Origin of the sequence: Burkholderia sp. 9775_39, from assembly GCF_015712225.1 — a bacterium.
GTDB classification, from domain to species: Bacteria; Pseudomonadota; Gammaproteobacteria; order Burkholderiales; family Burkholderiaceae; genus Burkholderia; species Burkholderia cenocepacia.
On the sequence record NZ_JACCQC010000037.1, the window covers coordinates 28,305 to 40,437 of the forward strand.

Genomic DNA, 12,133 nt, shown 5'->3' on the forward strand with positions numbered 1-12,133 from the left:
CCGGGAATGATATGTTATATCGTATCGATACAATATATCATTTCCTTCTCAACGTCCTGTTCCGGAATCGCCCGATGAGCCCCGCCCTTCACCCGTCCACGCGGCTTCCCGTGACCGTCCTGTCCGGCTTTCTCGGCGCCGGCAAGACGACGCTGCTCAACCACATCCTCAACAATCGCGAGGGCCGGCGCGTCGCGGTCATCGTCAACGACATGTCGGAGGTCAACATCGACGCCGCGCTCGTGCGCGACGGCGGCGCGGGGCTGTCGCGCACCGACGAGAAGCTGGTCGAGATGAGCAACGGCTGCATTTGCTGCACGCTGCGCGAGGATCTGCTGATCGAGGTCGACCGGCTCGCGCGCGAAGGGCGCTTCGATCAGCTCGTGATCGAATCGACCGGCATCTCGGAGCCGCTGCCGGTGGCCGAGACGTTCACGTTCGAAGGCGAGGACGGCCGCAGCCTCGGCGAAGTCGCGCGGCTCGACACGATGGTGACGGTGGTCGACGCGTTCAATTTCCTGCGCGATTACGCGTCGCGCGACAGCCTGCAAGCGCGTGGCGAATCGATGGGCGACGAGGACGCGCGCACGGTCGTCGATCTGCTGATCGACCAGATCGAGTTCTGCGACGTGCTCGTGATCAACAAGATCGACCTGATCGACGGCAGCGCGCGCGAACGGTTGGTCGCGCTGCTGCGCGGGCTGAACCCGCGTGCGCGGATCGAGATCGCCGAATTCGGCAAGGTGCCGCTCGAACGTGTGCTCGACACCGGCCTGTTCGACTTCGACGCGGCGTCGCGCGCGCCGGGCTGGCTGCAGGAACTGCGCGGCACGCACACGCCGGAGACCGACGAGTACGGGATCCGCAGTTTCGTCTATCGCGCGCGGCGGCCGTTCCATCCGCAGCGCTTCTTCGATCTCGTCGAAAGCGAATGGCCGGGCGTCGTCCGCTCGAAGGGGTTCTTCTGGCTGGCCACGCATCCGGCCGTCGCCGGTTCGTGGTCGCAGGCGGGCGCGGTCGCGCGGCACGGGCCGGCCGGCCACTGGTGGGCGGCCGTGCCGCCCGAGCGTTGGCCGCAGGACCCGGAAGCCGTCGCGCAGATCCGCGCGCGCTGGGACGAGCATGTCGGCGACGCCCGGCAGGAACTCGTGCTGATCGGCATGGACATGGACGAGCCGGCGTTGCGCGCGCGCTTCGACGCGTGTCTGCTGACCGACGCCGAGATGGCGACCGGCCCCGAACACTGGACCACGTGGAACAACCCGTTTCGCGACTGGCCCTGACCTGAACGCGCGCTTCCTGCATCGATCCGGATGGAGAAGGCGCTCCACCGGATGTCAAGCATGAACGCAGCGCTTCCCGATATTTCCCTGACCGATGTCGCGCCGGGGCACCGCCCGCTGGAATGGGTCGGCATGCAGGGCATCGACCTGCCCGTCGTCGTGGCGGAGCCCGGCTGCCGGCGCGACGTGCATGCGCGTGCCGACGTGCAGGTCGATCTGCCTGCGCCGCAGGTGAAAGGCATTCACATGTCGCGGCTGTACTGGCTGCTCGACTGGCTGGCCGACGGCGAAGCGCTGTCGCCGGCCGGCCTGCAGCGTGTGCTGCGCGCGATGGTCGACAGCCACCGCGACTGCGATACGCGCAGCGCACGCGTGCGGCTGCACTTCGACCTGCTGGCCCGCCGCACGGCGCTCGTGACCGACGGGCTGAGCGGCTGGAAGGCCTATCCGGTGCGGGTCGACGCGACGCTGGCCGGCGACGCATTCGCGTTGCGCGCGCAGGTGACGGTCGTCTATTCGTCGACGTGCCCGTGTTCGGCCGCGCTGTCGCGGCACTGGATCGAACAGGCGTTCCTGACGGCGTTCGGCCGCGAGGATCGCGTGGACCCGGCAGCGGTCGCCGCATGGCTGAAACAGCATGCGACGGCCGCCACGCCGCACAGCCAGCGCAGCGAAGCCGTCGTCAGCGTGGCGCTGCCCGCCGATGGCGCGACGCTGGGGCTGATCGGCCTGATCGATCGCGTCGAGCAGGCGCTCGGCACGCCGGTGCAGACGGCCGTCAAGCGTGCGGACGAGCAGGCGTTCGCGGTGCTGAACGGCGGCAACCTGATGTTCGTCGAGGATGCCGCGCGCCGCGTGCAGGCGGCGCTGGAAGGCCATCATGCGGGCCCGCGCGTGCGCGTGCGCCATCTCGAAAGCCTGCATCCGCACGATGCGGTGGCGTGGGCCGCTCCGCTGCGCGAGGGGGGCGACGCATGCTGATCCGCAAGCTGTTCCGCTTCGAGAATGCGCACGTCGTGCGCGGCTGCAGCACGCGGCGCTGCTCGCATTCGATCCATGGTCATTCGTACCGTGTCGAGTTGCTGCTCGAAGCGCATGCGCTGGACCACGGGCAGATGATCTACGACTTCGGGCTGCTCAAGGGCGACGTGCGCGACCTGATCGACGCGTTCGACCATGCGGTGACGCTGTGGTCGGACGACGATCCGCGCTATGTCGAAAGCATGCGCCGGCATTCGGAGCGCTGGGTGCTGCTGCCGGTGTCGCCGAGCGCCGAGCAGTTCTCGCGCGTGCTGTTCCGGCTCGTCGATGCCGCGCTGTCGGGCACGCCGATGTCGAACGGCGAAGCCGACGTGCGACTGCATTCGGTGATCGTTCACGAGACCGAGACCGGCTACGCGCAGTGCTTCCGCGACGACGCATTCAACCCGCGCATGGGCCGCATCGATCTCGACGCGATCGTGTTCGCGCCGGCCATCGTCGCGCAGTGGCGCGATCCGGGCCTGTTCGAGCGGCTCAAGCGCAGTCATGTCCTTTCCAGGCAGGAATCCTGATGATCCGAAAGAACCCGCGCGGCGATCTGCCGACGATTCATCCGAACGCGTTCGTCGACCCGACCGCCATCCTGTGCGGGCACGTGATCGTCGAGGAGAACGTGTTCATCGGCCCGTACGCGGTGATCCGTGCCGACGAAACGGATGCCGACGGCCAGATCGCGCCGATCGTGATCGGCGCGCATTCGAACATCCAGGACGGCGTCGTGATCCACTCGAAATCGGGTGCGAGCGTGACGATCGGCCGGCACACGTCGATCGCGCATCGCGCGATCGTCCACGGGCCGTGCAAGGTCGGCGACGGCGTGTTCGTCGGCTTCAACAGCGTGCTGTTCAACTGCACGATCGACGACGGCTGCGTGGTGCGCTACAACGCGGTCGTCGACGGCTGCCACCTGCCGCCGGGCTTCTACGTGCGCTCGACCGAACGCATCGGGCCGGAAACGGACCTCGCCGCGCTGCCGCAGGTGACGGCCGACGCGAGCGATTTCTCCGAGGACGTCGCGCGCACGAACAATGCGCTGGTGCTCGGTTACAAGCACATCCAGAACGAGTTCTGACGCATGGACGCGCGGCTGCGACAGGAAGCGGGCGACCGATCGAAGCTGCGGCACGCCGATCTGCTGGTGCACGGCGGCACGGTGATGACGCCCGGCGGCGCCGAGCGGATCGACGTCGCATGCGCGGATGGCCGCGTCGTCGCGCTGGGCGCGTTGCACGGCGCGTGGAGCGCCGACGTACTGCTCGATGCGCGCGGCTTGCACGTGTTGCCGGGCGTGGTCGACAGCCAGGTGCATTTCCGCGAACCGGGGCTCACGCACAAGGAGACCCTCGAGGCCGGCATGCGCGGCGCGGTGCTCGGCGGCGTCACGACGATCTTCGAGATGCCCAATACGCATCCGCTGACGCTGGACGAGCAGGATCTGGGCGCCAAGCTCGATCTCGCGCGCGGCCGTGCGTGGTGCGACTACGCGTTCTACATCGGCGGCTCGGCCGTGAATGCCGAACGGCTGCCGGTGCTCGAACGGTTGCCCGGCTGCGCGGGGGTGAAGGTCTTCATGGGCAGTTCGTTCGGCGATCTGCTGGCCGACGACGAAACCGTGCTGCGCCGGATCCTGCGCAACGGCCGGCGGCGCATGGCCGTGCATGCGGAGGACGGGGCGCGGCTGCGCGAGCGCAAGGCGATCGCGGAAGCGAGCGGCGACGTGCGTGACCATCCGCGCTGGCGCGACGCGGAAAGCGCGCTGGCCGCGACGCGGCGCATCGTCGGGCTGGCTGCCGAGACGGGCCGCCGGCTGCATGTGCTGCACGTGTCCACGGCGGACGAAATGGCGCTGCTCGCACGGCACCGGCGGCGCGTGACGGTCGAAGTCACGCCGCATCACCTGAGCCTGCATGCACCGGATTGCTACGAGCGACTCGGCACGTTCGCGCAGATGAATCCGCCCGTGCGCGAACGGCATCATCGGGATGCGCTGTGGCAGGCGGTTCGCGACGGCGTGGTCGACGTGATCGGCAGCGATCACGCGCCGCATACGCGCGACGAAAAGCGCCGCCCGTATCCGCAGTCGCCGAGCGGGATGACCGGCGTGCAGACGCTGCTGCCGTTGATGCTCGATCACGTGCAGGCCGGCCGCCTGAGCCTCGAACGGCTGGTCGACCTGACGAGCGCCGGGCCGGCGCGCGTTTTCGGCATCGAGGGGAAGGGACGCATTGCGGTGGGCTACGACGCCGATTTCAGCATCGTCGACCTGCGCGCGCGACGGGTCATTCGCGACGCATGGATCGCGAGCGTGAGCGGGTGGACGCCGTACGACGGCTGTGCGGTCACGGGGTGGCCCGTGCATACGGTCGTGCGCGGGCAGGTCGTCGTGCGGGACGAGGCGCTGAACGGGCAGCCGGCGGGGGAGGCCGTGACGTTTCTCGACACCTAGATCGGCAACCGCACCGTCTGCTTGATGCGCTTCAGCGGGATCTCGGTTTCGACGTTGCGCACGCCTTCGATCTGCGTGAGCGTTTCCATCTGAAAGCGCTGATAGTCGTCGAGATTCTTCGCGATCACGCGCAGCAGATAGTCGTAGCTGCCGGCCATCAGGTGGCACTCGAGCACTTCGGGCGCCTGTTCCATCTCGCGCGCGAAGCGTTCGACCGTCGTCTTGTCCTGGCGCTCCAGCGTGACGCGCACGAATGCCGTGAAGCGCAGCTCGACGGCTGCCGGGTTCAGCAACGCGACGTAGGCGTCGATCACGCCCTGTTCCTCGAGCAGGTGAACGCGGCGCAGGCACGGCGTGGGCGACAGTCCCGCCTGTTGCGCGATGTCGGCGTTCGTCTGGTTCGAATTCTGCTGCAACGCACGCAGAATGCGTCGGTCGATTGCATCCAGTTTGATTGGCATGTTTGGCTACCGAAAACCTCAAGATTGGAGAATAACTCCAAATCAACAGCCGGAAGTAGCCGGTTTTGCAACCAATCTCCACGGGAAATTGCCGATAATCTGACGACTGCCCGGCCTCCGGAGCGCGCGATCCCCGCGCGCCGCGGCGCCGCTTTCAGGAGTTTCCAGATGCCGCACGTCGCCTGGTTGCCGTTCATGGCCACCTCCCTTCTGATCATTCTGACGCCCGGCCAGGACATGGTCCTCGTGATGTCGCGCACGCTGTCCGGCGGCACGCGCGCGGGCCTCGTGACCGCCGCGGGTGTCAGCGTCGGGCTGCTCGTGCATACGATGCTCGCGACGCTCGGGCTGGGCGCCCTTCTTCAGGCCTCCGAATGGCTGTTCACGGCGCTGAAGATGGTGGGCGCGCTATACCTGCTGTACCTCGGCATCACGCTGTTGCGCTCGACGGGCGAATTGACGCTCGCGGGCCACGGCAATGCGCCGGCATCGCGGCTGCGGACGTTCGCGCAAGGCGCGCTGTCCAATGTATCCAATCCGAAGGTCGCGCTTTTCTATCTGGCGTTCCTGCCGCAATTCGTGCCGGCCGGCGTCCCCCATCCGATGCTGTCGCTGTTCGTGCTGGGTGCGACGTTTGCCGGGCTGACGTTTCTCGTCAAGGGGCCGGTCGCGTTGTTCGCCGGCCTGCTGTCGGCATCGATCCGCCGCAACCCGCGCATCCTGACGCGCATGCATCGCGTCAGCGGGGTAGTCTTGCTCGCGCTGGGCGTGAAGCTGGCGCTCGAACGCCGCTGAGCGCGGCCGCGGCACCGGCGCGCCTGCCGGCTACTCCGCCGGCAACGCATCCGCCAGCGCTCGCATCGCCTCCGCCGTTTCCGGATTCGCCGGAAAGAACGCCTCGATCGCGAGTTCCGACAGCGTCACGTCGACCGGCGTGCCGAATACCGTCGTCGTACTGAAGAACGTCAGCTCGCCGCTCGCCGTGCGCAGCCGCAGCGGCACGGCGATCTCCGCGAAATCGGTGCGTGTGTGCGCATCGTCGGGCTGGCCGGCCGGTGCCGGATACGCGGCGAGCTCGTCGCGCAGCGCATGCAGCGTACGGTCGCCGCTCGCATCGATCTGCCGCTGCAACCGATGCAGGATGTGCGCGCGCCATTCGTGCCAGTTGGCGATCTGCGACGCGAGGCCGTCCGGATGCAGGCTCAGTCGCAGCACGTTGACGGGCGGCTGCAGCAGCGCCGGATCGGCCTGCGCGACCAGCGCGCCGAGCATCCGGTTCGCGGCGAGCAGCGTCCAGTGGCGGTCCACCGCGAGCGCCGGATAAGGCTCGTGCCCGCGCAACACGGCTTCGACCGCATGACGCGCGGCATCCAGTTGCGGGTCCGAAAACGGCCGTTCGCGAAACAGCGGCGCGAAGCCGGCCGCGACGAGCAGCGCGTTGCGTTCGCGCAGCGGCACGTCGAGGCGTTCGGCGAGATGCAGCACCATCTCGCGGCTCGGCTGCGCGCGGCCCGATTCGACGAAGCTCAGGTGGCGCGCGGAGACTTCCGCATCGAGCGCGAGCGCCATCTGGCTCAGGCGCCGGCGTTGCCGCCACGTGCGCAGCAGCGGGCCGATGCCGGACGCGCGGCCGGCGGACGGGGAGGGCGAATGGAGCGTGGCGGTCGAGTTCATGGAGCGAATGATAGGCAATCTCGCGCCGCTTCGGCATTACCTGCGAGGTAAGCGCCGCGTGCCGCCGCGGTCGCGCGCAGTCGCTGCGTTACCATAGCCCCCGTGCCACCTGAGAGGCGGCGCCGGACCCGCGACCACAACGCATGGGCCGGACGCCGCGCATATCGACAACAAGGCATTCCAGGGGAATCCAACAATGAAAAAACTTGCCGTCCGGCTCGCCTGCGTGGCGACGCTCGCACTCGCCGCGACCAGCGGCCACGCGCAGACCGAAGCCGCGCAGGTGGAAATGAGGGCCGCCGCCGCGGCCGCCAACGAAGCGGTCGTGAAAGGCCCGACCGACATCGACGTGAAACACGAAGCCGTGCTGAAGCTGAAGGCCGGCGAATCGTTCGTGCCGGCCGCCGAAGCCGGCCGCTACCTGCGCTCGATGGGCAACGCGATCGACGAAGCGAAACTGGTCGGCCTCGTGCTGCCCGACGATCCGGACGCCGACTGGATCTCGGTCGTGTCGTTCGAGCCGAGCGGCTACATCCGCGACGACGACGCGAAGGACTGGAAGCCCGACGAACTGCTGAAAAGCCTGCAGGCCGGCACCGAGGAAAACAACCCGGCGCGCAAGGCGCGCGGCCTGCCCGAAACCGAGGTGGTCGGCTGGGCGAAGGCGCCCGCGTACGACGCGGCCACGCACCGGCTCGTGTGGTCGGCGATCATCCGCGACAAGGGCGCGGCGCCGAATGCCGCGAACGACGGCGTGAACTACCGGACGCTCGTGCTCGGCCGCGACGGCTACCTGTCGCTGACGATGGCGTCGACGCTCGCCGACCTGCCGAAGTACAAGGCGTCGGCCGACGAACTGCTGTCGAACATCCGTTTCAACGACGGCAAGCGCTATGCCGACTTCAACCAGTCGACCGACCACGTCGCCGAGTACGGGCTCGCGGCGCTGATCGTCGGCGTCGGCGCGAAGAAGCTCGGCCTGCTCGCGCTGATCGGCGCATTCGCGGTGAAGTTCTTCAAGATCGGCGCGGTCGCGCTGCTGGCCGGCGGCGCGGCGCTCAAGCGTTTCTTCGGGCGCAAGCCGAAGGCGGCCGCGGCCCCGGCCATCGCGGATGCATCCGACGCCGCCGCCACGGAGCGCAACGAATGACGAAGCTGTTGCTGCTGATCTTCGGCGGCCTGAAGCTCGGCAAGGTGCTCGTATCGGCGGGCACGATGCTCGCGTCGATCGCGGTCTACGCGCTGTTCTACGGCTGGCGCTTCGCGGCCGGTTTCGTCGCGTTGCTGCTGGTGCACGAAGCCGGCCACTACGTCGCCGCGCAGCGGCGCGGGCTCGACGTCGGGCTGCCGACCTTCATCCCGTTCGTCGGCGCGTGGATCCAGTTGAAGGACATGCCGCACGACGCGGAAACGGAGGCCTACGTCGGCCTCGCCGGGCCGTTCGTCGGCACCCTCGGCGCGCTGGCCTGCTACGCGGCCGCGCGCCACACCGACAGCAACCTGCTGCTCGCGCTGTCGTACACGGGTTTCTTCCTCAATCTGTTCAACATGATTCCGCTGTCGCCGTTCGACGGCGGGCGGATCACCGCGGTGCTGTCGCCGCGCATCTGGTTCGCCGGCGTGCCGGTGCTGATCGCGCTGTTCGTGTATCGGCCGAGCCCGCTGCTGATCGTGATGGCGATCCTCGCGCTGCCGCAACTGAAGCGCGCGTGGCGCTACGATCCCGACGCGCCGGAGAACCGCATGTACTACGCGACGTCGATCGAGACGAAGACGACCTACGCGCTTTGCTACGTCGGTCTGCTCGCGTTCCTCGCGTTGATGACGTCCGGCGTGCACGACATGCTGCGCGCCGTGCACGCGTCGACCTGACGTCGCTCCGATGTAAAAAAACGGCGGCCGCGCATGAAGCGGCCGCCGTTTTTCAAAGGTCGAACCTCACGCGTCGCGATGACGCAGTTCGACGCGCTTGATCTCCTTCACGATCACGAGATAGCTGAACACGGTGACGAGCGCGTTCAGTCCGACGAACACGAGCGCGCCGTTGAACGAGCCGCTCGCGCCGACGAGGTAGCCGATCGCGATCGGCGCGACGATGCCCGCCGTGTTGCCGAACATGTTGAACAGGCTGCCCGACAGGCCGATCGCTTCCTTCGGCGCGGTATCCGCGACGACGGCCCAGCCGAGCGAGCCGATCCCCTTGCCGAAGAACGACACGGCCATCAGCATGATGACCAGCGCTTCGCTGTCGACGTAGTTGCAGCCGATGATGACCATCGACAGCAGCATCCCGCCGACGATCGGGATCTTGCGCGCGAGCGTCAGCGAAACGCCGCGGCGGATCAGCGCGTCCGACAGCATCCCGCCGAGCACGCCGCCGAGGAACCCGCAGATCGCCGGCAGCGACGTCATGAAGCCGGCCTTCAGCAGCGACATCCCGCGCGCCTGCACGAGGTAGATCGGAAACCACGTGAGGAAGAAGTACGTGAGCACGTTCACGCAGTACTGGCCGACGTACACGCCGATCAGCATCCGGTTCGACAGCAGCTGGCGCACGTAGTACCAGCCCGCCACGCGGCTGCCTTCGGACGCGCCGCCGCTACCGCGCGTGGTGGACCGCACGAGGCCGCCGCCCTGCTCGATATGGTCGAGCTCCGCCCGGTTCACGGCCGGATGGTCGGCCGGGTCCTTCACGACGCGCAGCCACAGGAATGCGAGCGCGATGCCGGCCAGGCCGAGCCACAGGTACACCTGATGCCAGCCGTACGCATGCGTGAGCCAGGCCATCAGCGGCGAGAACACCACGGCCGCGAAGTACTGCGCGGCGTTGAAGATCGCCGATGCGGTGCCGCGCTCGGCCGTCGGGAACCAGCTCGCGACGACCTTCGCGTTCGCCGGAAACGCCGGCGCCTCCGCGATGCCGACCGCGAAGCGCATCGCGAACAGCGCGGCGACCGCGAACGCGGCGCTGCCGCCGAGGCCGATCGTGCTCTGCAGCAGCGTGAACGCCGACCACAGGAAGATGCTCGCCGCATACACGCGCCGCGCGCCGAAGCGGTCGAGCAGCCAGCCGCTCGGCAGTTGCGCGAGCACGTACGCCCAGCTGAACGCCGAGAAGATGTAGCCCATCGTCACCGGATCGATGCCGAACGCCTTGCGGATCGGCGTGCCGGTAATCGACAGCGTCGCGCGGTCCGCATAGTTGAGCGTCGTGACGACGAACAGCATCGCCAGGATCCAGTAGCGCACGGCGGTCCGGCGCGCAGTGCGCGCGAGGTCGAGCGGAAGATCGCGCGGGGAGGGTTGATTGCTCACTTTGAATGTACGTCGTCGTATGACATAGGCGAAAGTTTATTGAGAATGCTCGAATCCAGAAACCTCGGGTTTTCCCTTTGAGGATCGTCATCACAGTGTGGGAAAGTCGTGAGAAGCTAGCCGGGAAAGGCTTCCGCGTGTATCGTCGGCGCCTTTGCCCGCGGACAGGATACTGCGCGGATGTCGGCAGACATCGTATCTGTTGAGCTACAATAGGCAATCCATTCCCGAACCACGGAGCACACCCATGCAACTGACAGGAGAGATGCTGATCGGCGCCGAAGCGGTGGCCGGCTCGGCCGGAACCTTGCGCGCGTTCGACCCGACGAAGGGCGCGCCGATCGACGTCCCGGCGTTCGGCGTCGCGACGCAGGCCGACGTCGACCGCGCGTGCGAACTCGCACGCGACGCGTTCGATGCGTACCGCACGCAGCCGCTCGCGGCCCGGGCGGCGTTTCTCGAAGCGATCGCCGATGAAATCGTCGCGCTCGGCGACGCGCTGATCGAGCGCGCGCACGCCGAAACGGGCCTGCCCGTCGCGCGGCTGCAGGGCGAGCGCGGCCGTACCGTCGGCCAGCTCCGGCTGTTCGCGCGTGTCGTGCGCGACGGACGTTTCCTCGCCGCGTCGATCGATCCCGCGCAGCCGGCGCGCACGCCGCTGCCGCGTTCGGACCTGCGGCTGCAGAAAGTCGCGCTCGGGCCCGTCGTCGTGTTCGGCGCGAGCAATTTCCCGCTCGCGTTCTCGGTGGCGGGCGGCGATACCGCGTCGGCGCTCGCGGCCGGCTGCCCGGTGATCGTGAAGGCGCATGAAGCGCACCTCGGCACGTCCGAGCTGGTCGGCCGCGCGATCCGCGCCGCCGTCGCGAAAACCGGCATGCCGGCCGGCGTGTTCTCGCTGCTGGTCGGCCCCGGCCGCGTGATCGGCGCGGCGCTGGTCAGTCATCCGGCGATCCAGGCCGTCGGCTTCACGGGCTCGCGGCAGGGCGGGATGGCGCTCGTGCAGCTCGCGAACGCGCGTCCGCAGCCGATTCCCGTCTATGCGGAAATGAGCAGCATCAACCCGGTCGTGCTGTTCCCGGCCGCGCTGGCCGCGCGCGGCGACGCGATCGCCGCGGGCTTCGTCGATTCGCTGACGCTCGGCGTCGGCCAGTTCTGTACCAATCCGGGCCTCGTGCTCGCGATCGACGGCCCCGATCTCGACCGCTTCGAGACGGTCGCCGCGCAGGCGCTCGCGAAGAAGCCGGCCGGCGTGATGCTCACGCGCGGCATCGCCGATGCGTACCGTCACGGTCGCGGCAAGCTGGCCGAACTGTCGGGCGTGCGCGAAATCGGCTCGGGCGAGGCGGCGCAGACCGACTGCCAGGCGGGCGGCGCGCTGTACGAAGTGGGCGCGCAGGCGTTCCTGGGCGAGCCGGCGTTCAGCCACGAAGTGTTCGGGCCGGCGTCGCTGATCGTGCGCTGTCGCGATCTCGACGAAGTCGCACGCGTGCTCGACGCGCTCGAAGGCCAGTTGACGGCCACGCTGCAGATGGATGCCGACGACAAGCCGCTCGCGCGCCGGCTACTGCCGATCCTCGAGCGCAAGGCCGGGCGCCTGCTGGTCAACGGCTACCCGACCGGCGTCGAGGTGTGTGACGCGATGGTGCACGGCGGGCCGTTCCCCGCGACGTCGAACCCGGCCGTCACGTCGGTCGGTGCGACGGCGATCGAGCGTTTTCTGCGGCCGGTGTGCTATCAGGACTTCCCGGACGACCTGCTGCCCGAAGGGTTGCAGGAAGGCAACCCGCTCGCGATTCCGCGGCTGCGGGACGGCAAGGCGGAGTGACGGGCGGCGGCCCGGCGGCGAACGCCGGGCCGCTCGCCGGATGGGTAAAAACGGAGGCGGCCGGTGGCCGTCTCCGTTTTTTTCAGCG

At 68.4% G+C, this 12,133-nt stretch carries 12 protein-coding genes; 9 read left to right on the top strand and 3 right to left on the bottom strand.

Features of this window, described 5'->3' with window-relative positions:
* Positions 1-74 precede the first annotated feature (74 nt).
* Genes zigA through H0X90_RS31965 form a run of 5 tightly spaced genes read left to right on the top strand, consistent with a single transcriptional unit; the run spans position 75 to position 4,770 of the window.
* Entirely contained in the window at positions 75-1,283 is a 1,209-nt protein-coding gene (gene zigA / locus H0X90_RS31945; RefSeq protein WP_171984089.1) for a zinc metallochaperone GTPase ZigA, read from the top strand.
* Between the two features lie 60 nt (positions 1,284-1,343).
* Positions 1,344-2,264 (top strand): GTP cyclohydrolase FolE2, encoded by a 921-nt coding sequence (gene folE2, locus H0X90_RS31950; RefSeq protein WP_077190644.1) that lies wholly within the window; start codon positions 1,344-1,346, stop codon positions 2,262-2,264.
* Entirely contained in the window at positions 2,258-2,836 is a 579-nt protein-coding gene (locus H0X90_RS31955) for a 6-carboxytetrahydropterin synthase (protein WP_006491331.1), read from the top strand. Before folE2 ends, H0X90_RS31955 begins: the two co-directional genes overlap by 7 nt.
* Positions 2,836-3,396, top strand: a complete 561-nt coding sequence (locus H0X90_RS31960; protein WP_006491343.1) for a carbonate dehydratase — start codon at positions 2,836-2,838, stop codon at positions 3,394-3,396. Before H0X90_RS31955 ends, H0X90_RS31960 begins: the two co-directional genes overlap by 1 nt.
* A 3-nt stretch (positions 3,397-3,399) precedes the next feature.
* Entirely contained in the window at positions 3,400-4,770 is a 1,371-nt protein-coding gene (locus H0X90_RS31965; protein WP_077190636.1) for a dihydroorotase, read from the top strand.
* Here H0X90_RS31965 and H0X90_RS31970 read toward each other — a convergent pair.
* Entirely contained in the window at positions 4,767-5,231 is a 465-nt protein-coding gene (locus tag H0X90_RS31970) for an Lrp/AsnC family transcriptional regulator (protein ID WP_077190637.1), read from the bottom strand. The genes H0X90_RS31965 and H0X90_RS31970 overlap by 4 nt on opposite strands.
* 168 nt (positions 5,232-5,399) lie before the next feature.
* Between H0X90_RS31970 and H0X90_RS31975 the strand changes: the two genes are divergently transcribed.
* Complete coding sequence (locus H0X90_RS31975) at positions 5,400-6,026, top strand: LysE family translocator (protein ID WP_034203259.1); 627 nt, start codon at positions 5,400-5,402, stop codon at positions 6,024-6,026.
* A gap of 30 nt (positions 6,027-6,056) precedes the next feature.
* On the opposite strand, the gene H0X90_RS31980 is transcribed toward H0X90_RS31975, so the two are convergent.
* A complete protein-coding gene (locus tag H0X90_RS31980; protein WP_077190638.1) occupies positions 6,057-6,905 on the bottom strand; it encodes a helix-turn-helix domain-containing protein in 849 nt (282 codons plus the stop codon).
* Positions 6,906-7,101: 196 nt separating this feature from the next.
* Here H0X90_RS31980 and H0X90_RS31985 point away from each other — a divergent pair, with 196 nt between their 5' ends.
* Together H0X90_RS31985 and H0X90_RS31990 are read left to right on the top strand one after the other, a co-directional pair.
* Entirely contained in the window at positions 7,102-8,055 is a 954-nt protein-coding gene (locus tag H0X90_RS31985) for a DUF2167 domain-containing protein (protein ID WP_006491337.1), read from the top strand.
* The gene (locus H0X90_RS31990; protein WP_006494258.1) at positions 8,052-8,777 is read left to right on the top strand and encodes a site-2 protease family protein; all 726 of its coding nucleotides are present in this window, start codon (positions 8,052-8,054) and stop codon (positions 8,775-8,777) included. The genes H0X90_RS31985 and H0X90_RS31990 overlap by 4 nt, the downstream gene beginning before the upstream one ends.
* Positions 8,778-8,843: 66 nt before the next feature.
* Here the strand turns inward: H0X90_RS31990 and H0X90_RS31995 are convergent, their stop codons facing one another.
* Positions 8,844-10,220, bottom strand: a complete 1,377-nt coding sequence (locus H0X90_RS31995) for an MFS transporter (RefSeq protein WP_006494259.1) — start codon at positions 10,218-10,220, stop codon at positions 8,844-8,846.
* Positions 10,221-10,467: 247 nt separating this feature from the next.
* Between H0X90_RS31995 and H0X90_RS32000 the strand changes: the two genes are divergently transcribed.
* On the top strand, positions 10,468-12,045 hold the full coding sequence (locus H0X90_RS32000; protein ID WP_048985312.1) for an aldehyde dehydrogenase (NADP(+)): 1,578 nt from the start codon (positions 10,468-10,470) through the stop codon (positions 12,043-12,045).
* Positions 12,046-12,133: the final 88 nt, after the last annotated feature.